The organism is Gluconobacter sphaericus (assembly GCF_016757795.1).
Classification (GTDB): Bacteria; Pseudomonadota; Alphaproteobacteria; order Acetobacterales; family Acetobacteraceae; genus Gluconobacter; species Gluconobacter sphaericus.
The window spans coordinates 1,839,185-1,859,103 of record NZ_CP068419.1 but is presented as its reverse complement, the minus strand read 5'-3'; the positions used below and the strand labels follow the sequence as shown (position 1 = coordinate 1,859,103).

The following is a 19,919-nucleotide window of genomic DNA, read 5'->3' as shown; positions in this document are numbered from 1 at the left end:
GCGAGAAACGGCCAAAGGATCGCGGCCCCGCCCCATTACAGTAGTCGCCAAAGCCACATTTTCCACATGGCATCTGACGCGTCGGAGAGCATAAGTTCGCATGATCCGCGAGCTATACGGATCAAAATCCGGCCTTCAATGTCGCGACGATAGCCAGACCCGGTGCGATTAAATAGTCAGGCGCCGTGCCCTGCACTCCGTGTGTCGTCACGGCGTTTGTTGTCACACTCTGAACACCAGACAGGTAGTTATTGTTTGTAAGATTAATGAAATTAAGCTGGATCATAGGGCTTTTCATTGGCCCGTATCCTGGCATCCGCGCGCCGACAGATGCGTTCATGTCATAATATCCTGGAATGTACTCGTCGTTCATGAAGGTGGAATATTGCCGCGACACGTAACGGATGCTGTAGTTCCAGAAGAACATGCCATTGTCCCAGTCGATGCCCAACGCTCCTGTCCAGCGCGGCGAACGCACGGCCGTCTTGCCGCTGGTCGGCAGGCCGGCAATATTATTGTCGATCGTAGCATGCAGATATTGGCCGGAAACATAAGGGCGAAAATGCCAGAACGGCCGCGTCCCTACTTCAATACTGACGCCGTCAGACGTCTGACCCCCAGCATTGATGTCAACCGTCTCCGCGCCGTTCGTGCCGGGAATGACGCTCTGGATCTGCCGATTGGTAAAATTATAGTGGAAATAGGTCGCGCTGGCGACGAGTAGCGGCCCATTGTAGCGATAGCCGATCTCTTCCGAAATCGAATACTCGTCCTTCATGTTCGTAATGCCCTGGACTGAAATTCCGTGCCCGTAATAGGCATTGTACAGCGTTGGAGTCGTTGGCGAGCGGAAATTTGTCGAGACACTGGCGAAGATCTGGTGTTCCTTGCTGAACTGATAGCGCGCCGAAAGCGCCGGCAAGGGCTGGAAGTCGTTCAGGACAACCTTGTATTGCGGGCCAGGCAGTTCATTAGTGCCATTACGATTGACCATCGCTACCTTGAGCCCGGCATCCACCGTCAACTTGCCGTCAAAGTAGGTTGCACGCTCCCCCGCGAAGAGCGCATTGACGGTCGTGATCGTCGAGATGTTCTGGTTGGCAAGTAACTGTCCATTGGCGAGTTTGATATTGTCGGTTTCGCCGAAGATATTAATAGGATTTCCGTTTAAGGTAACGGGGGACAAGATGACCGAGTCATGGTCGTTCGAATAATCAAACCACCATCCCAAATAGACGTCATGGTGGCTGCTGATCCTGTAATCGGTTTTCGCCGTGAAACCGCCCCGATATTGGTCGTTCTGAAAGGCCATTAACGTCATGGCGTTAGTCGTGCCATCTCCGGCCGGCTGGGCATAGGGCAAATGAAGCGATTGCGTTATGGATTCCGTACCAAGGAAATTACCGTTGGTATTGTTAATGAAGGCACCCGTCGAACTATTGCCGTAGCCATGCCAGAAATAGGGCGTGACATCGAGCTTCCAGTGATTTGTCAGCGTGATATGGGAGGGCGCGCTGAGCAACAGGTTGTCGTAAGGGTTCCGATTGAGCCGCCAGTAATTCTGACCCTCCGGCCCAAAAACATATTTACGGTCCCATGTGAAATTGCGGCCATAGGTCTTCCAATCTGCCATCGTCGTCGAGGGCCACGTGTTTTCAATGGAGTCACGATAGGCTCCGACGAAGGTGACGCGATTGTCGTCGCCCCATTCCTTCACCGCTTTCCAGTCCATGTTCCAGATTCGGTCGTGACCGGGACCGCGCCAGGCATCATCTTGCTGATTGGCGTATGAAATATAAGCGCGCACACCGCTATGACCGACCTCGCCTGTGTCGAGGCGGACAAATTCACGGTGATAGTTGAACGAACCGTAGCCGAGCGTCACAAGCCCCCCGATTTTGTGAGAGGGATCACGGTCACGAAAGGAAAGCAGGCCTCCCGAACCGTTGATGGTCGGCGTGTCGAGATTGGAAGAGCCTTGTTGAACGCTCATATCCTCCAGATCTTCGTTGCTGGCGAATTCCGACGTATCAATCGTGTAGACCCCAACGTCAGTCGCAGGCGCCCCCTCCCATGTTATCGCCATTTCGGATTGATCAAGGCCGCGCAGCGAGATGGTACCCCCCGTTACGCCGAACGGATCGGCAGATCCCACGACGACGCCCGGCAGCAATTGCACCAATTGCAACGGATTTTGGGCCGGTGATTGCTTCTGGATAAAGTCTCGACTGACGGTGCTAACCGATTTTGGTGCCGTCTCAGGCTTAATGAGGCCACCACCCGGTTGCAGTCCCGTCACGCCGTCCACTGACCGATGGCGACGGAGCGTCACGATGATTTTTTCCTCAGCCGGCTTCGTCGCGGCGCCGGTGAGGATTGGTTGGACTGGCTTGTCGGGCCTCGTGTGAATGGGAGACGCGTCGTGGGCATGGCGCATAGGCAGGTTTTTAATTGGTTTCTGTGCATAGGCGTGAACGTTCACGAAGGCACTCGTACAGGCTAGAAGGCACGCATATGAGCGGAGACTAGTCGCGATTTTAATGGAAACCCGCATCGTTCAGAACCATACGCCATCGGCCTGCGAGACGAACTGGTGCATGCCGCCGCACTGTTCTTGGAGTTCGTGCGTCTGGAAAACCTGCGTATAGCTGAGCCGCACACCACCCCGGATGAGGGCTGCTGCTAATTCCGTATCTCCGACTGCGTTGAGAGTCATATCCGCCGGCAACGTATAACCCATTAGCAAGCCGTTAACGTAATAACGGTCCATCAGGAACGCTGGAGCGATGAAGGCATTTTCATCCTGGAGGGCGCTGATGCTATGTGGCTCGGCCTGCTGCAAATCAGTCGTGTGCGCTCTCGTTGGAGAGATATATCCGGCATTTACTGGAAAACCTAAAAACACGATCGGCAGTCTAGACCTTCGTATCCTGGCATTCTTCGACGGCTTGATATTATTTGCCACCAGAGACCCTCCTTTCTCACGTAAGGCTGACCTTGTAACGCATCAACCTGATGTGAACCTGAAGATGGTGGCGAGAGTGACATCCAAAGCAACGTATCCACAAAGCGAAGATGTCACAGTGCGCGGTCCCCGGCGAATTGAAGTAACCTCGCTGTAGTCGATTAGTCGCTCAAGCTGACGCCAGTCTTGGCAATCAATACTGCAGAAGCAGCAATGTAACGCTTGGCATAAGCCTCATTCATGCCCTCGGATGGCAATATGGCCTGAGCCTTGCGATTGAAGAATACCCCGCTACGCTGATCCAGATCGGGAGAGACCAGCAATGGCAGAATGCGCGCCGCGTAGTCGTCAGCGCTCGGGGCCAGCTTGCCAATCAGCCATTCCATGATCCGGTGTTTGAGACTGTCCGCGCCCATCAGATTGCTGCGGATGCTCGATTTGATCAGGCCAGGATTCAGTCCAAAGACGCCGAGATCAGGGTAACGATGTGCAGAGTTTACGACCAGCGCCTCATTGCCAGCGACCGTGTTCATATGGGCCGCCATCACTTTGTAAGCCCGCTCGGAATTCAGGTCGTCTGGCGTACCAAGCTGGCCCGTGCCGGGGTACCCCATGATGAACACGCGCGCATGCAGTGACCCGTCGATCCGTTGTGTACCCAGACGAGGTGCCAGGTTGCGTAGCATCACCAGCCGGTTCAGATAGCTGACCGCCATGTCGCGCTCGATCCCCTCGGCCGTCACCTGACGTTTGGGCGCGGCGAAGATACCCGTTGTAAAAACCAGAAGATCAGCCTGTTCCGCTGAAAGTTCCCGCGCAACCCGCTCCGCATCCTTCAGCAGGCTGAGATCGGCCTGTACGAAGGAGATATTGGCAATATCGGCGTCGCGGAATGTCTGTCCAACGACAGTCACCTGCGCACCACGCGCAGCAAGGGCCTGACTCACGGCACGCCCCACTCCGCCTGTCCCCCCGACGACGATGGCTCTTCTGCCTCGCAGAGAGCCTGGATCCACATTATGCCATTTCAGGCTAAGATCGCGTTTCATAGTTTGGATGCCTCTTACTTTCTTTCTGGACAGAAAGATATGCTGATGAGGTGAATCGTCAAGTCGGAATCAGGAATGAAAATCGGACGCCCAAAAGAAGTCTCGGACGAACACATCCTAGCCATTGCCCGCCGCTGCTTTCTTGAACGCGGTGGAAGCGTCTCGGCTGCGGATATCGCACGGGAGATCGGCGTCAGTCATACAACTCTCTTCAACCGCTTTGGGTCGAAGCAGGGTCTTATGCTGGCGGCATTGGGCGCACCGAAGGATATCCACTGGATTGAAACACTTGAAGCCGGCCCCAATCACCGACCAATCCGGGAGCAGATTGTCGAGATCGCCTGTACGATTGCAGCGTTTTTCGAAGATCTGCATGCCGGATTTACGGTGCTTCAGGCCAGTGGCATTCCCACTGAAGCCCTGTGCCCAGGGGAAGATCCGGAAGAATCCGCTCCAGCGCGCGCCTTTCGCGCTCTGACTGAATGGATTGGACGAGCGCAGGATCAGAAGAAGCTGGCGCAATGCGATGCACAGGTTCTTGCGTCCACACTTCTCGGGGTTCTGCACAACCGGGCTTTTTCCAACCGCATCTGCGGTGAACCGGGTTCTGACAAAGCAACGGACGAACACCATGTTGCCGACGTAATCACCCTGCTCTGGGACGGGATCAAACCGGTGCCCTAGCAGCTTTTTCCATTAGCCCTCGTGTGACTGAAAGTGCGTGATGCCGAGCAAGGACAGATGACTATGGCGGATCAATCGAAAGCCGTGAGCGCTTCGCAATCGAGATCGCCATAGCTGTTGCCGAGGAAATCGGCGCCGATCGGACGGCCATCCGCTTCTCACCGAGCACCACCCTCTGGGACATTGATGAAAGCGAAGAGGGGCCGGGCTATCTGATTGGCAAACTGGATAAACTCCATCTGTCGTATGTTCACATCATGCATCAGGGCAATGAACAGCTTCTGTCCGATATCCGGCAATTGTGGACAGCCAGACTGATCCTGAACCGTCTCGGTCGACAACGCGCAGACATCGGGAAAGACGTGGCCAGCGGCCTCGCAGACATGGAAGCATACGGCCAGATGATCCTTGCCAATCTGGATTTTCTGGCACGCCTGAAGGCAAATGCCCTGCTGAACGAGGCTGACCGGAAAACGTTCTTCAGTGGAGCCTAGAAAGGCTATATCGACTCTCCCTTTCTTTAATTACGAATGAGCCTCTCTCAATGTCTGATAACGGGCATTAAGAAATCCAAAGCAGACATTCTGCTTGCCCCTCCATGGCTGTCATTCCAAAGAACGCGGTGCTTCAACACGGGTCAACAGATCATCCGGCAAACGCCCCTGAAGGCGTAGAGCCTCTACCACCGGCGCGTTCATCCATGCGCCCAATTCGTCCGGTTACATAAGAATAACGAGCATAGCCTTCGGATGGATCGCGCCCACTTCCCGGTTGGCCTCTGTGGTCAGAAACTCTCTTTCGCTTAGCCTCTCTACCCAGCGCCGGTCGCAGACGCTCAGGTCGAGCATTCAGGGCTAGTCGCAACGGACGTCTCACGCCGCCCTTGTCCCCTTTTTAGCCTATGGCGAACCTTGAGTGAGGCCACTTTCGAACAGTGTTTCGAGAAGGTCAAAAAAGAGGGGGTAGAAAATGGGCATATTTTTTCCGATTTTGTACATAAAATACAGGGCAAGTGCCATTTTGCTCCTCCGCCTTTTTCTGGGGGGGGAGCGTCTTCGTATCGAAAAGGGAGCCGAATTTATTCGGCGATAGAGGAAAGAGAAAAAGCGTAGCGATTTCATATGCATCCGGAGGGTGCATATGAAATCGAAGTAGCGTGCCTTCCAAGCAGGGGTAAGCAGGTCGTAGGCTCAGGATTCACAGCCAGAAGATTACGGCTGCGCCGAGGTAGATGGCTGAGAGGAATACGGTCGGGCATCTCTCATTATGTGTTGCGACCCGCCGCCAGTCCTTGAGCCTTCCGAACATAATCTCGATGCGATTGCGGCGTTTGTATTTTCGCTTGTCGTATTTGACCAGTTTTCCGCGAAATTTCCGTCCTGGAATGCAGGGCTTTATCCCTTTCTCTTCCAGGACGTCTCTGAACCAGTCGGCGTCATAACCTCGGTCCGCCAGCATCCACTGTGCCATAGGAAGACTGTCCAACAAGGCAGCAGCACCGGTATAATCGCTGCTCTGCCCCGCAGTCATGAAAAAGCGCCGCAGACGCTCCATCTGTTCCTCCGTCAGCCAAAACAGGTCGCTTATCTTCCGTCTCCGCGCAGAGCCTGAAACAGATTTTCGCAGTCAAATCAATGGGTCCCGAGCCAGGAACAGACAAGTAGTTCAGGTGGAAGATGGTACCAAATCGCTATTATACTCCCTTCTTCATTTATTCTCGCAAAATAGATATTTTCTGGAGCGTAGCAGGATCTGCCACAGAACACGGCGTCCCCAGAGCGAAACCCGGTTTGATGGGACGAACAACTGGGAGCGGAGAGCGATGAATCTCTGATGCTTGCGGACAAATGGACGCATCTGAGCCTCGAACATTTGTAGCGCACCATTAATATCGTGTGGACAGGCCGCGAGAGCTTCACCGAGAACCTGGCCACCAAGCATACCGGCTGAAGCGCCCATGCCTGAATACAGGGTCAGGCACCAGGCTGAATCTCCCAACAGCAGGACCCGACCTTTCGACCAACAGGACATTTTAACCATCTGAACGGAATCAAAAAGGAAGTCGTCCGTTGTTGCAAGATCCTCAAGAGCATTGGAAATAATCCCGTCTACATCCAGATCGGCAAATATCTGCCGCAGCGTGGAAAGCAGATCTTTTCTCGAAGCTCGCTCCGGATTTCTGGTTCGGTATGAGAAAAGTGCGGTCGACGGACGCCCTTCCAGCGGAAACACGGTCAAAGTACGTTTCACGTCTGCAACCATAAGGCCATCGTTAGCTTTGAAGCCCTCGATGGGCCGCGCCAGCGGAAAAGCACACAGCATCGTGCCAACTGAATGGAAGAATGCCTCATCTGGGCCGAAGACCAGTTTGCGAACGGTCGAGCGCACTCCGTCAGCACCAATCACAAGATCGTAGTCTTCCGTCGTTTCCCCACCGCCGTCTGTTCGGAGTGTGACCTGCGCTTGTGTATCGCCATTCACAATCGCCGAAGGTACGGTACTGAACCGGACGTCCACCTGTCCTTCAATTCCGTGCCAGAGAGCTTCTTCAATATCTCCTCGCAGTACGGCGATCGGCGCATTCGTCTCTTGCGTCAGATCAGCAATGCGTCTGCGCGTGCCATCCTTGCGCACATCCCAGAACCGGATGTTGTCCGGGGTTCTTTTTTCCATGACATCCAGCACACCTAAAGCCGAGGCGGCATTTTTGCCTTCATCGCGCAGACCGATGAAATAACCGCCTTTTCGCCGTTCCGGAGCACGTTCAATAATAACCGGTGTCCAGCCCTGACGCTTTAAGGCAATAGCAGCAGACATACCGCCAATACCGAGACCTACGATCAGTGCGCGCTGTGTCATATAATGCATTTCCAAGAAAGGTGGCATTGTCCATCTGAACATTGCATAGATTGGAAATGTCATCAATCTGAACAATGTTTATATGAATGATCAGGAGACGGTATGAGTGGGGCAACCCGAGACAGCTATCATCATGGCGACCTGAAAACAGCGCTCATTGTAGCGTCGGAGGAGATCATTCGAACGGAAGGTGTCGAAGGGTTTACCTTAAGGAAGGCCGCCAAATCTGCTGGCGTCTCTCCTGGTGCTCCCTCACATCATTTTAACGGCACGAAAGGGCTTTTGACAGCTGTCGCCATTCGGACTTTCGAAAAGCTCGGAAACGAACTGAATACTCTTCCGTCATCCGGTATCCCGGCTCAGGATCTCCGAACGCAGGCGTTGGGCTACGTGAAATTTGCTGCGATCAATCCAGGGTTGTTCCGCCTAATCTGCCGTGTTGACCTGATCGATTTCAAAGATCCTGCTTTCATGCAAGCCTCATTCGACGCACTAAACAGATATGGACACGCAGCAGCAGCGTATTTTGGACAAGAACCACCAGATGTGAACAAGCGTGTTTTTCGCCCATACATGGCCAGTGCAATGGCGACCGCGCATGGGCTAGCTCATATGGTCATAGAAGGACGGCCTGCGCTCTTATTGGATAAACCAGACTCTGACACCACGTTTATTGAGACGATGCTTCCATCTGTTCTGCTGGCAACCTGGCCGGATTGATAAGTCCGCTTTTCAGAAAAGCGATCTTACAGTCCTAATGTCTCAGATGAGGGCGTAAGCGGATTTGCGACTTCCGCCGACATAGTAGATGTTCAAACCCACAGAGTGCTTTTCCGAAAGCGGATATCGTCAACAGGCGAAAACCTGCTTGCAAATTGATTGCACGATATCACGAAGCCAGCGGTGAGCAGGGTCGGCGTCAAGCCTTGGGTGCCACATTGCAGAAATAGCGATTTCAGATGTCTGCACGGGTAAAGGAAACAACTTTAAGTCCGATATTCCTGGCGTCTCCTTAGACAGGGCCGCAAGGCACGATCGCGGAACATGGGTGATCCGATCCGAATGCCGCACGATCTCAAGCGCATCCGGAAATCCAGGCACCACGACTGACACATTGCGTTGGTATCCCAGCTGCTCCAGTGCATCATCAACAGGTCCCCAGAATGTCCCACGTCGTGAGGCCGCGACATGCTGGCATGCGGCGTATCGTGCCACGCTGATATCTCCATCTGCGAAAAGAGAATGGCCGATACGCGCCACGCCTATGAACGTATCCCGGAACATGAGCCGACTGCGGATCTCTGGGGCTGACGCGCCCCGGACACCAATTTCCAGATCGATCCGCCCCTCTCGCAGTGGCAGCGCATCCTTGTCAGGTTTGGGCGCAAACTGCAGTCGAACCCGGGGCGCTTCCTTCAGAATAGACGTCACCAAAGGGGCTGAAGCAACATTCAGAAAGCCTTCATTGGCGCGAAGGACGAATGTCCGATCCAGCGTTTTCAAATCCAATTCCCGATGCTGCGGCCGTAGGACAGCCTGCACATCACGTGTCAGGATATGAACGTGCTCACGAATATCCATCGCATATGGCGTCGGCACGAGATGTCGGCCTGCCCGCACAAGTAATGGATCACCGGTGACAAAGCGGAGCCGCGTTAGCGTACGGCTCATAGCGGACGTGCTGAGCCCAAGTCGCCGGGCAGCACCGGTCACACTGGCTTCCTCAAGGAGTACATCCAGTGCCGTCAGAAGGTTAAGATCCACGTTTTCCATCCGATGAGCCTACCAACAATGATCGGCAACATATAGCGTCGCATGCAAGAACACATTGATATCCATGCGTCTGGCGCCTTTTCAACTTCTGCATTTATTTTCACTGCCGTGGAAACAGGCCTGCAATCATGACAGCAGCCTGTGGGCAGGAGCCATCGCATGAAACTGATCGGTATCGAAGAGCATTTCCTGACGACCGAGGTGAAGGACGCCTGGTCTGCCATTGGCCTTGAAACCGCTGATCCGAGTGTCGCGTTCCATGGCGGTCCGCTTGAAAAACGGCTGCTGAATCTCGCCGAAGAGCGGCTGTCACTCATGGACGAAAGCGGGCTGGACGTGCAGGTTCTGTCCCTTACCACGCCGTCATTGCATGATCTTGGGGCGAATAGTGTCGATTTAGCGCGCCGTGCGAATGACGCCGTGGCGGAAGCAGTAGCTCGCCACCCGGATCGCTTTCAGGCGCTTGCGACACTGCCGGTTGCGATGCCCGATGAAGCAGCGCTTGAACTCGAACGCTGCGTCAGAACGCTCGGCTTCAAGGGAACAATGCTATGCGGGCGTGTAGGCCACCGTAACCTAGACCATACCGATCTGCTCCCGATCTTCCAGATCGCTGCGGCGTTGAAAGCACCGATCCTGCTTCATCCCAGAGCACCGGACAAAGTCGTTCGGGATGCCTATTATTCCGGGTTTAGCCCGCAGGTGGATGCCGCGTTTTCCTGTTTCGGTCTCGGCTGGCATTACGACGCCGGCATTCAATTTCTGCGCCTCGTACTGGCGGGCCATTTCGATCGTTTTCCGGACCTGCAGGTTATTCTGGGCCATTGGGGGGAACTGATCCTGTTCTATGCCGAACGTATCGCCAATATGGATCGCGTGTCCGAACTGACCCATTCCATGGCGACGTATTTCCGACGCAATCTGTATGTGACGGCGAGCGGGATATTCATGCCGCATTATCTGGAACAGGCAGCACGGATTGTCGGCCGAGACAGACTGCTGTTTTCTACAGATTATCCATACCAATACCGCCCCGGTGGCGATGCGAGGCGCTTTCTCGAAAGTTGTGGTCTGGATGAGGCTGAAAGGCGAGCATTCGCGTATGGAAACTGGGAGCGGCTTACAGAAAATCTGTCCCTTGGATCAAATTTCTAGGTTTTTAGTACCATGGTTTAATGGTGTGATATATTCACGAAAGTGCAAGGAACCTTATATGGGACAGAGGCATCATGGCAGCGCCACGACCACGCATGCCGTGCAAACAGCAATACAGTGATCGCACTCTTCGCTCGCGGCGCTGAGCAAAGAGTGCGGGATCAACCCGAAAACCATTGCAAAATGGCGCAAGCGTCAAACGGTTGAGGAGCATCAGACAGGACCTAAAGAGCCGCGATCAACGCCCCTTTCCGCGACGGACGAAGCTTCGAAAAAGCCAACCGGAAGACGGCTTGGGAATTCCTTGAATATCTCCTGAGCATGATCCCTTATCGGATCCATACCATTCTGACCGATAACGGCATCCAGTTCCCCAAGCAGCGCCGTAATCGAAATACGGCCCTGTCGCGTCCCATACGCTTCGAGATGATCTGCAAAGCCCACGGGATTGAACACCGTCTGACAAAGCCTAGCCGTCCCTGGGCCAATAGTCAGGTGGAACGGATGATCCGGACGATAAGAGAAGCAACCGTCAAACGCTTCCATCACGACAGCCATGAGCCGTTGAGGACACGCCTCAATGACTTCATGGCAGCTTAATAACTTCGAGCGAAGGCTCAAGACCCTGAGTGACCTCAAACCTTACGAAAACGTCTGCAAAATCTGGACTTCAGAGGCAGAAAAATTCATCATCAATCCAGCCCTACGGGAAACAGCAACGCGACTTCCGCGCTCTATCATCAAGGACGGAGACACCACTGCCTTCCACTGACCTATCGGACGTTATGAGCTGGTCTCCGAAAATTACCCTTCCGTGCCCGTCAATCATCGCGTCAGAGTGGACAGGCCACGATCCAGCGCCCCGACCAGCCAGTCGATATCCTCGAACTGGAATGAGAGCGGCGGCCGGAGTTTTAGCACGTTTCCATAAGGGCCGGCGACGGAAGTCAGCACGCCATCGTGACGGAGCGCTTCGACCAAATCCAGTGCCAGAACTTTGTCCGGTGTCTTCAGTCGTCGGTCGGACACGAGCTCTAAACCAATGAACAGACCCGCGCCGCGCACGTCACCCACAGCGTCATATTCGCTCTGGAGTGTTTTCAGTTCATCTTTCAACTGCCCTCCAACATCGAGGCTATGCTTCTGCAGTTTCTCGTCCACAATCACCTTAAGGACAGCCTGCGCGGCAGCCATTGAGACAGGATTTCCACCAAATGTGTTGAAATAAGGAATTTTATCGCTGAAGGCCGCCAGAACGTCCTTGCGCGCAAACAGCCCGGAAACGGGGATTCCGTTTCCCATCGGTTTTCCGGTCGTGACGATGTCAGGAACGACACCGTGACGCGCAAATCCCCAGAAGGTCTCTCCGGTGCGCGCAAAGCCGGGCTGCACCTCATCGGCGATGAAAATACCGCCGTTCCGGTGAACGACTTCCACAGCTTTTTTGAGAAATCCCCGATCGCCAGGCAGTACACCGTCGGACGAAAAAATCGAATCTGCGAGGAAACCAGCGAATTTAATTCCGTGCACCTGCATGTCGTCGATCTGTTTCTGAATCTCGGCTGCGAACCAATCGCCCAGATCAACATCATCCTTGCGATAGTGGTCGGGTGCACTGACCAGGCGCGTCGTGGACGAGAGCGGCTGGCCACTCCCCAGCGCCGGAGATACGCCGGACGTCAAATCACTCGTTCCATGATAAGCCTCCTGCGTAACAATGATGCCCGTGCCCCCACTCCACGCGCGCGCGATCCTGATCGCAAGATCGTTAGCTTCTGACCCCGTACACATATACATAGCCCGATCAATTTCGGGCGGGAGGGTCGCCAAAATAGCTTCTGAATAATCCAGTATTCGTTCGTGAAGATAGCGCGTGTGCGTATTCAATTGCAGCATCTGTTCGTGCACTGCATCGACGACAGCCGGATGACAGTGCCCAATGCTGGCAACGTTATTATAGACGTCGAGGTATTTTTTCCCTTCAGCGTCCCATAGATACTGCCCCTTACCACGAACGAGATGAACAGGATCACGGTAAAATAGGCGATATGACGCGCCGAGATTATGCGCCCGACGCTCGGTCAATTCGCGTGTTGTCGCGTCCAGAGCGGCAGCGTCTTCCGCCCTGAAACTGTTCGTGTCCATAATCGTGGAACGCATCTTCATGTCTGCCCTTCCCCCAGTATGTCTGCGGCCTTGAGCGTAACGATAAGAGCTACGGCTCGGAATGGCTTGTCTGCTCGGCACTATTTTGACGGGATGCTGTTACCCGTGGTCAAGAAATTATCGTCGTCGATCAAGTTTCCCTCCGCGAGATGCGCCAATATACCCGCAGGAGCCGTATGACATGACCCACTATCACGCTGATCCCCTGACAGACACCGCACTCCAGGCACTCGCCGAAGAGGCGATGACCCAGTACGCACCGCATTTCCACGGGCGGGTGTCTCTTCTCACCCGATCCGAGAACGCAACCTTTCGCATCGACACGCCCACTGGCCGATATGCGATGCGGATCCACAGGCCCGATTATCATGACCACGTGGCAATCGAGAGTGAGATACAATGGCTTTCCGCGCTAGATAACGATATCGGCCTCGGCGTCCCGACGGCAATCACAAGTTCCGACGGGAAAACGGTACTCACCTGCGCCATGGACGACGGGAGCCATCGACACGTGGTTCTGTTTCACTGGGTGGAAGGCGAAATGCCGACAGCGAATGTCGATCCGCGTTCGTTCAGGCGGCTGGGGCTGATCACTGCGCGTCTGCATCAACACAGCCGCAATTGGGCAAGACCTGAGGGTTTCAAGCGTATCCGGTGGGACCACGAGACGATGGTTGGCCCGCACGCGCACTGGGGCGACTGGCGCAAGACAAAAGGTCTGAACGAAAGAGCTATTGCCACGATCGAGGCCGCAATGACGGATGTGCGCCGTAAGCTCGTCGATTTTGGACAGAAGCCGAGCCGGTTCGGCCTCATTCACGCCGATTTACGACTGACCAACCTTCTCTTGTCTGGTGACGAGACGCGGGTAATCGATTTCGACGATTGCGGCATGGGCTGGTTTCTCCACGACCTTGCTGCAGCCATCAGCTTCGAGGAACACCATCGCAACGCCGGCGAATGGATCGCAAACTGGCTGGTGGGCTATGAGAGCCTCGTGCCGCTTTCCCCGGACGAACATGCGATCATCCCCGCTCTGGTGGTCCAGCGCAGAGTTCAGCTGACCTCATGGGTCGCGTCTCATGCGGATACCGAAATGGCTCGCAGCCTTGGGGCTGACTGGATCGAGCAAACCGTTCGCCTGTGCGAGGAGTACCTGACCACAAGCTCGGCAGCATAGCGCAAATTGAGTGCGGATCCTGCCAGCCGAATCAAGGACGAGCTGGCGGGGTTTGTCTCAGATTTGCGAAGGCTATACGTCGAGATGCCGTTAGACTGAAAAACGCATTCCTTGTCAAAAAAATGTGTCGCTGCGTCAAGATCAAGCGCCACCGAATTTCGTAAAAAAACATAATCAAATCGTATCGAAATGAGGCGCTTTTGTTCCTCATCGTCTAGGGAAGTGATCCTATCATGCAGATCCGGTACCGCCCCTGTCTCGTCATGGCCATTTCGCTTTTGGGTTTTGGGGCGCAGGCGGCCACAACGCCGCGCCACCCCGTAAGACGGCCCATCAAATCCAAACCTGTCGTAGCGTCTCATGCGCAGCGTGCCGTCGTTATCCGATCAGGTAACGAGGCTATTTCGGTGACGGGAACGCATCGGTCCCGAGGTGTCGAGGAGGTGATCGATGCGAAGGCCATTCAGCAGGAAACGCCAGGCACCAGCGTCCTCAAGGTTTTGGGAAAATTACCAGGAATCATGCTGCAATCAGCGGATTCACAAGGCGTCGATATCTGGTCACAAATGTTTTTCATGCATGGCTTTCTTCAAAACCAGATCGGTATGACACTCGACGGCATTCCTCTAGGCGACCAGCAGTACCATTCCTTCAACGGCCTGAACGTCATCAACGCCATTGCCTCCGAAAATATCGGGCATATGGTGGTGTCCCAAAGCGCGGGTGCAGAAGAGATCGCGAGCACGTCAAATCTAGGCGGATCAATCGAATATTTTTCAAGCGATCCGAAACACAAGGCTGGTGGCCAGATCGCCCAAACCTTTGGCTCTAGCATGAATATGCACACCTTCATCCGCTTCGATAGCGGTGACCTAAACAAGACCGGAACCCGGATGTACGCGTCCTATATGCGCAATGACCTGAACAAATGGAAAGGCGGTGCCAACCAGTTCATGCAACAGGTCAACGCGAAAATCGTCCAGCCTGTAGGACAGGAAAGCCAGATTTCCGCGATTTTCGACTGGGGTGATCTCGACCAGTACCAATATCAGGACATGTCGTTCAACATGCTGGACAATTACGGCTCGAGCCTCGACAACTTCATCGGGACGCCCAATGCCTATGCCAAAGCGTACAAGCTCGCGCTGGCGGCCAACGGCAAGGCAGGCGGCGCGCTCCCGGCGGGGTTCAGCAAACTTTCTGATCCGTATGACGCCGCCTATTATGACGGAGGTACCGTCGAGCGCGATTATCTAGGAGGGCTCAATATGGATTTTGCGCTCACTTCTCGTCTGCGCTGGAAGTCGACCGTTTACGCTCAGGGACAGTATGGACGCGGGACATGGACCAGCCCCTATCCGTGGTATTCGAATGGCCTGATGCCAAACGGCTCCCCGCTCTTCGATCAGATTACCCTTGAACGCGCCCAGCGTGGAGGGTTCACTTCTGCGCTGCACTACAATATTGCCCATAACGATCTGAGCGTCGGCGTTTGGTACGAACACTACCACGTAGACGTCGGGCGTAACGCCTACGAGGAACCGGTGCTCGGAGAAGGCACGCCGATCAATTCGATGGGGTCTCTCCCCGACCCAACCGCGCGGCTATGGGGCGAAACTTTCTCATCCAACAGTTTCACGGGCTTCGTACAAGATACCTATCATATTCTACCGAACGTAAGCCTTCATTTCGGATTCAAATCTCTCTGGCAGTCCGTCACGGGAAACCAGACGGCCAACATTCCCGCCTATACCGGGACGAATGCCATCGCCAGCGGCACGGTCACAACCGCGCGCGCCTTTCTACCGCATATCAGCGGGGACTGGCATTTCCTCAAACATCACGAACTATTTTTCGACGTTGCGGAAAACGTCAAATCCTTCCCGATCTCGGGCTACAAAGGTGGTGCGTCGCCTTTTGCCATGACGCAGAGCGCCTATGACCAGACGATGGGTGCTGGAAAGATGAAGCCGGAAACCAACTGGAACTTTGCCGTCGGCTATCGCTACATTGACCGCCTGCTGAACGCGAGCCTTTACGCTTACCATACCAATTTCCACAATCGCCTCCAGCAGATTACGAGCGGTTCGATCACCAACCCTTATTCCGCCGTCATGAACGTCGGTGGCGTCACAATGAATGGTGTGGATGCCGGCCTGACGATTACGCCGTTCAAAGGCCTCTCGCTGACCAATTCCGTCAGTTGGAACCACGCGACCTACGATGAAAATGTCATCAGTGACAACAAGACCTATGCGATCGCGGGCCAACAGATCGTCAATTATCCGCGCTTCATGTACAAAGCCAGCCTCGGCTACACTTGGCAGGACCTGAGCGCACATATCGATACCATGTTCATGGGCGAGCGTAACTACACCTATACCGGCGATCTCACTGTACCATCCTACTGGCTGACCAGCGCGGGCGCACAGTATCACCTGCGCAATCTCGGTCAGTACAACCGGCACCTGAAAGCTCTGCAGGACCTGACCTTCAGCTTCAATGTCTATAACCTCACGAATACGACCTACATCGCAACTACCGGCGAGAACGGCAACGCCATGAGCGGCGATGACCAGTCTTTCCTGATCGGCGCACCAAGACAGTATTTCGGCTCTATCGCCCTTACGTTCTAAGACGTGCCACCAGACCGTGCGGGAGAGAACACATGCCGCGAACCACCCCGGGCCGCAGGTCCTTTCTTAAGGCGAGCGCCGCTGCTACCAGCATGGCTCTCCTGCCGGACAATATTCGCAAGGCTCTTGCGATCCCCGCGAAGCACGAAACCGGTACGATCCAGGATGTCGAGCATGTCGTCCTGCTCATGCAGGAGAACCGCTCGTTTGATCATTATTTCGGCTGTCTTAAGGGCGTGCGGGGCTACGGCGACCCTCGTGCCCTTCGCCTCCCCAGCGGCAGCACGGTCTTCGCCCAGCCCGATGGACACGGTCGGCAGATACTCCCATTCCGGATGAACACAGTCCATACATCCTCCGCTTGCCTCGCCAGCCTCGATCATAGCTGGAAGGGTACACAGGCGGCCTGGAATGACTGGGACGTCTGGGTCCCGCGCAAGAGCGCCATGACCATGGGGCACTTCACACGTGAAGATATCCCCTATTATTACGCACTCGCAGACGCTTTTACGATTTGCGACGCCTATCACGCCTCTATTTTCGGCCCCACCAATCCGAACAGACTGTATTTTTTCACAGGAACAAGCGGGCTCGCTGTCGGCAACGACGGAAGACAGGTCACAGTCAATGTCGATGACGGAAATCCCTCCGCCGACAGCACACTCGACAACCCGTCCTTCAAACCATTCAACTGGAAAACCTACCCGGAATGCCTTCAGGCCGCAGGCGTGTCATGGCGCGTCTATCAGGAATACGATAACTTCACCGACAACCCTCTTCAGTCATTTGCGCCGTTCCGAAATGCTCCGGGCCAGAGTTGGCAGCATGAGCGTGCACGCACAATCGTCGCGGGGTCCAATGCCCAGAACAGCGCCACGTCCGAAGGACGTTTTCTGATCGAAGCATTCGAAAAGGACGTCGCTGGCGGGACGCTTCCGCAAGTCTCATGGATCGTCCCCTCGCAAGCCATGTCGGAGCACCCTGACGCCCCCCCCGGCTACGGCGAAACCCTCGTCTCGCGCCTGATAGATGTTTTCATACGGCATCCCGACGTCTGGGCGAAAACCGTTTTTATTCTGAATTACGACGAAAATGACGGTTTTTTCGATCACATGCCTGCCCCCGTCCCTCCGTTGAAAGCGGATAATCCCTCACAAGGGTACAGCTCTGTTGCACTTGACGGCGAGGCACTCGGGGATGTTCCGGTCGGGCTTGGCCCGCGCGTCCCAGCCATCGTCATTTCGCCCTGGACCAAGGGCGGATGGGTCAATTCGCAGCTTTTCGACCATACTTCTGTTTTGATGTTTCTCGAAGCGCGCTTTGGCGTCAAAGCTCCAAATATTACCCCCTGGCGCCGAAGCGTTTGTGGCGATCTGACGAGCATTTTCGATTTTACCCGCGGCGATCGCAAATGGCCTTCCCCCCTGCCCGATACGGAACAATACCTCGCGCAGACGCGCTCATCGTGCCACCTGTCGCCTCCTAAGGTCCCTCAAGTACAGGTTATGCCACGGCAGGAGTCAGGGCAACGTCCTGCCCGTGCGCTGCCGTACAGGCTAAGCGCAGATCTTCTCAATACAGGGGACGCGCAGACCGCGCTTCGTCTTACCAATACAGGTCCGCAGGGTATTGTTTTCCAGCTCCAGAGCGGTCGTCGCTCCATGCGGCATTACACGCTTGGGGCGGGCCAGACCCATGAGATTATTCTCTCCCCCTACGAAGATACGCCGTTAAGCCTGCACGGTCCGGATGGCTTTCAGCGTACTCTGACCGGAGCAGCGCCGCCGCAAGCCATACTCGAAACAGACGCAGATCGCGGGATCATCACGCTGAGACTTCAAAGCTCATCCAACCGCACAAGGCATTTTTCCGTCTCCTCGCCCTATACACCCACCGATATCCGAACGATTACGTTACCCATGCACCAGGAGGTCCGGACATCCTGGAATATTTCCCCCTTCGATCACTGGTATGACCTCATCGTAACCGAAATTCCCGAAGCCGGCATGCAGGCTTCGGGAATAGCCGAGCCAAGCTCGACCTTACGCTTTGCAGGTCACCTTCAATCAGGACGCCCGAGCCGGACGGACCCCCTTATGGGCACTCAAAACGCATGACTGAACCGACCCGCAGGCATTTTTTGGCCGGCGCGACCGCTTTTGCCGGTATCTGCGCGACTACCGGCGCCACGCGCGCTCGCACCGAGATTCTATCGCCCCTGAAATGGGCGCCACGCAATCACCGAGTATTGTCAAACCTGATTGCAGCTCAGCCGACACCCGGAAACCGCAATTCCGTGCGCCCCTATGCGGTCTTTGACTGGGACAACACCTGCATTTTTGGCGACTGTCAAGAAACATTACTGCACTACACGCTCGAAACCTTCAGTTTCGCACTCTCCCCCGACCGTTTCTTCGACGCGGTCCGACGAGACGTTCCACAGGGCCCTCTCGGACCAGATTTTCTGAACGCGGAAGGACAAGCTCTGCGGTTTTGCGACCTCGCCGCAGACATGACGCGTGACTACGCCGCACTCTGGTCGCGCTATGGCGCATGGTCTCCCGAACGCACCGCCGTCCCCCGCGACACTCCGGCACTAGAGGCGCTGAGGACGCGCCTCCTGTATAGTTACAACGCAGTCAACACTGTTGCCGGGCCGAGAGTCGCCTTGTACTGGATCATTCGTCTTCTGGCCGGCATGACAAATGCGGAGATCACTAAACTCGCCGCCTCAGCCAACCGCTGGGCACTTGGGCGCGATATCGGTCAGGTCACGCATCTCACGCCGCCGGATCGTGCAGGCCAGTCCGGACCGCTAAGATATACAGCCCAGCACGGCCTGCGTCTCACCCCGGAAATAAGTGATCTACAACACACGCTGCGAGAGGCGGGCATTGAAGTCTTCATATGCTCGGCTTCGCTCGAAGCCGTGGTTCGTGCTTTCGCGACAGATCCCGACTTCGGCTATAACCTGCCAGCGGACAATATTCTCGGGATCAGGATGGAGGAAGACTCCGGTAAGCTCGGGACGCGGCCTTTAGCAGATTGGCCGCTGACGTATGCAAACGGAAAAGTCGACGCGATACGCATGAGGCTCACGCATGAGCGGGGTCACGGCCCCCTACTCGTCTGCGGAGACAGCAACGGCGATGTGGCGATGCAAACAACCTTCCCCGACACGCGCCTGTCGCTAATCATCAACCGTCTGTCCAGCGGAGGCGAGGGCGCACTCAGTCGCAAGGCGGTACAGAATATCGACGCGGTATCGCCCCAAATTCTTCTTCAAGGGCGGGACGAAAATACCGGAGAGTGGCGGCCGTCTGAGGAGACAGTACCCTTTGGCACAACGACTGCGCGCCTTCTCGGATCTGGGTAAGATGGATCACTGCTTGACAAAATTCGTTTCGATAAGAAATTGATACCTGACAGTGTTGGGATTTGCGAACAGAATT

The 19,919-nt window shown here is 55.1% G+C and carries 13 protein-coding genes and 4 pseudogenes; 9 read left to right on the top strand and 8 right to left on the bottom strand.

Going from position 1 to position 19,919, the window contains the following annotated elements; all coding sequences use genetic code 11:
- Nucleotides 1-121: 121 nt before the first annotated feature.
- The 3 genes from IGS75_RS08860 to IGS75_RS08850 form a co-directional block, all read right to left on the bottom strand.
- Complete coding sequence (locus tag IGS75_RS08860) at nucleotides 122-2,482, bottom strand: TonB-dependent receptor (protein ID WP_237468742.1); 2,361 nt, start codon at nucleotides 2,480-2,482, stop codon at nucleotides 122-124.
- A gap of 75 nt (nucleotides 2,483-2,557) precedes the next feature.
- Nucleotides 2,558-2,965: a hypothetical protein gene (locus tag IGS75_RS08855; protein WP_202256614.1), complete on the bottom strand. Its 408-nt coding sequence runs from the start codon at nucleotides 2,963-2,965 to the stop codon at nucleotides 2,558-2,560.
- Between the two features lie 161 nt (nucleotides 2,966-3,126).
- Entirely contained in the window at nucleotides 3,127-4,014 is an 888-nt protein-coding gene (locus IGS75_RS08850) for an SDR family NAD(P)-dependent oxidoreductase (RefSeq protein ID WP_202256613.1), read from the bottom strand.
- Nucleotides 4,015-4,089: 75 nt separating this feature from the next.
- On the opposite strand from IGS75_RS08850, the gene IGS75_RS08845 reads away from it, so the two are divergent.
- Together IGS75_RS08845 and IGS75_RS08840 are read left to right on the top strand one after the other, a co-directional pair.
- Nucleotides 4,090-4,698: a TetR/AcrR family transcriptional regulator gene (locus IGS75_RS08845; protein WP_202256612.1), complete on the top strand. Its 609-nt coding sequence runs from the start codon at nucleotides 4,090-4,092 to the stop codon at nucleotides 4,696-4,698.
- Nucleotides 4,699-4,757: 59 nt separating this feature from the next.
- Nucleotides 4,758-5,192: pseudogene (locus IGS75_RS08840) on the top strand (oxidoreductase); the annotation flags it as partial.
- Nucleotides 5,193-5,303: 111 nt separating this feature from the next.
- Here the strand turns inward: IGS75_RS08840 and IGS75_RS15525 are convergent.
- The 3 genes and pseudogenes from IGS75_RS15525 to IGS75_RS08830 all read right to left on the bottom strand — a co-directional run.
- Nucleotides 5,304-5,489 (bottom strand): annotated as a pseudogene (locus IGS75_RS15525) (SOS response-associated peptidase); the annotation flags it as partial.
- Between the two features lie 406 nt (nucleotides 5,490-5,895).
- Nucleotides 5,896-6,234, bottom strand: a pseudogene (locus IGS75_RS08835) (transposase); the annotation flags it as partial.
- A gap of 171 nt (nucleotides 6,235-6,405) precedes the next feature.
- Entirely contained in the window at nucleotides 6,406-7,557 is a 1,152-nt protein-coding gene (locus tag IGS75_RS08830) for an FAD-dependent monooxygenase (RefSeq protein WP_202256611.1), read from the bottom strand.
- A gap of 102 nt (nucleotides 7,558-7,659) precedes the next feature.
- Between IGS75_RS08830 and IGS75_RS08825 the strand changes: the two genes are divergently transcribed.
- The gene (locus IGS75_RS08825) at nucleotides 7,660-8,277 is read left to right on the top strand and encodes a TetR/AcrR family transcriptional regulator (RefSeq protein WP_202256610.1); all 618 of its coding nucleotides are present in this window, start codon (nucleotides 7,660-7,662) and stop codon (nucleotides 8,275-8,277) included.
- Nucleotides 8,278-8,406: 129 nt separating this feature from the next.
- Here IGS75_RS08825 and IGS75_RS08820 read toward each other — a convergent pair whose 3' ends face one another.
- On the bottom strand, nucleotides 8,407-9,330 hold the full coding sequence (locus IGS75_RS08820; RefSeq protein WP_202256609.1) for a LysR family transcriptional regulator: 924 nt from the start codon (nucleotides 9,328-9,330) through the stop codon (nucleotides 8,407-8,409).
- 159 nt (nucleotides 9,331-9,489) lie between these two features.
- On the opposite strand from IGS75_RS08820, the gene IGS75_RS08815 reads away from it, so the two are divergent.
- Nucleotides 9,490-10,485 (top strand): amidohydrolase family protein, encoded by a 996-nt coding sequence (locus tag IGS75_RS08815; RefSeq protein WP_202256608.1) that lies wholly within the window; start codon nucleotides 9,490-9,492, stop codon nucleotides 10,483-10,485.
- A 58-nt stretch (nucleotides 10,486-10,543) separates the two neighbouring features.
- Nucleotides 10,544-11,257: pseudogene (locus IGS75_RS08810) on the top strand (hypothetical protein).
- A 53-nt stretch (nucleotides 11,258-11,310) separates the two neighbouring features.
- On the opposite strand, the gene IGS75_RS08805 reads toward IGS75_RS08810, so the two are convergent.
- Entirely contained in the window at nucleotides 11,311-12,651 is a 1,341-nt protein-coding gene (locus IGS75_RS08805) for an aspartate aminotransferase family protein (RefSeq protein WP_202256607.1), read from the bottom strand.
- A 181-nt stretch (nucleotides 12,652-12,832) separates the two neighbouring features.
- On the opposite strand from IGS75_RS08805, the gene IGS75_RS08800 reads away from it, so the two are divergent.
- The 4 genes from IGS75_RS08800 to IGS75_RS08785 all read left to right on the top strand — a co-directional run bounded on the left by IGS75_RS08800 (nucleotide 12,833) and on the right by IGS75_RS08785 (nucleotide 19,843).
- A complete protein-coding gene (locus tag IGS75_RS08800; RefSeq protein ID WP_237468741.1) occupies nucleotides 12,833-13,831 on the top strand; it encodes a phosphotransferase enzyme family protein in 999 nt (332 codons plus the stop codon).
- 233 nt (nucleotides 13,832-14,064) lie between these two features.
- Complete coding sequence (locus IGS75_RS08795) at nucleotides 14,065-16,467, top strand: TonB-dependent receptor (RefSeq protein ID WP_141353084.1); 2,403 nt, start codon at nucleotides 14,065-14,067, stop codon at nucleotides 16,465-16,467.
- Nucleotides 16,468-16,499: 32 nt separating this feature from the next.
- Nucleotides 16,500-18,584 (top strand): phosphocholine-specific phospholipase C, encoded by a 2,085-nt coding sequence (locus IGS75_RS08790; RefSeq protein ID WP_202256606.1) that lies wholly within the window; start codon nucleotides 16,500-16,502, stop codon nucleotides 18,582-18,584.
- Nucleotides 18,581-19,843 (top strand): haloacid dehalogenase-like hydrolase, encoded by a 1,263-nt coding sequence (locus tag IGS75_RS08785; RefSeq protein ID WP_202256605.1) that lies wholly within the window; start codon nucleotides 18,581-18,583, stop codon nucleotides 19,841-19,843. The genes IGS75_RS08790 and IGS75_RS08785 overlap by 4 nt, the downstream gene beginning before the upstream one ends.
- The last annotated feature ends 76 nt before the right edge of the window (nucleotides 19,844-19,919 follow it).

What these genes read in the sequence shown, in the direction of transcription:
- IGS75_RS08850 (WP_202256613.1), bottom strand. Translation starts at nt 4,014, where the DNA reads ATGAAACGCGATCTTAGCCTGAAATGGCATAATGTGGATCCAGGCTCT.
- IGS75_RS08845 (WP_202256612.1), top strand. Translation starts at nt 4,090, where the DNA reads ATGAAAATCGGACGCCCAAAAGAAGTCTCGGACGAACACATCCTAGCC.
- IGS75_RS08830 (WP_202256611.1), bottom strand. Translation starts at nt 7,557, where the DNA reads ATGACACAGCGCGCACTGATCGTAGGTCTCGGTATTGGCGGTATGTCT.
- IGS75_RS08825 (WP_202256610.1), top strand. Translation starts at nt 7,660, where the DNA reads ATGAGTGGGGCAACCCGAGACAGCTATCATCATGGCGACCTGAAAACA.
- IGS75_RS08820 (WP_202256609.1), bottom strand. Translation starts at nt 9,330, where the DNA reads ATGGAAAACGTGGATCTTAACCTTCTGACGGCACTGGATGTACTCCTT.
- IGS75_RS08815 (WP_202256608.1), top strand. Translation starts at nt 9,490, where the DNA reads ATGAAACTGATCGGTATCGAAGAGCATTTCCTGACGACCGAGGTGAAG.
- IGS75_RS08805 (WP_202256607.1), bottom strand. Translation starts at nt 12,651, where the DNA reads ATGAAGATGCGTTCCACGATTATGGACACGAACAGTTTCAGGGCGGAA.
- IGS75_RS08800 (WP_237468741.1), top strand. Translation starts at nt 12,833, where the DNA reads ATGACCCACTATCACGCTGATCCCCTGACAGACACCGCACTCCAGGCA.
- IGS75_RS08795 (WP_141353084.1), top strand. Translation starts at nt 14,065, where the DNA reads ATGCAGATCCGGTACCGCCCCTGTCTCGTCATGGCCATTTCGCTTTTG.
- IGS75_RS08790 (WP_202256606.1), top strand. Translation starts at nt 16,500, where the DNA reads ATGCCGCGAACCACCCCGGGCCGCAGGTCCTTTCTTAAGGCGAGCGCC.
- IGS75_RS08785 (WP_202256605.1), top strand. Translation starts at nt 18,581, where the DNA reads ATGACTGAACCGACCCGCAGGCATTTTTTGGCCGGCGCGACCGCTTTT.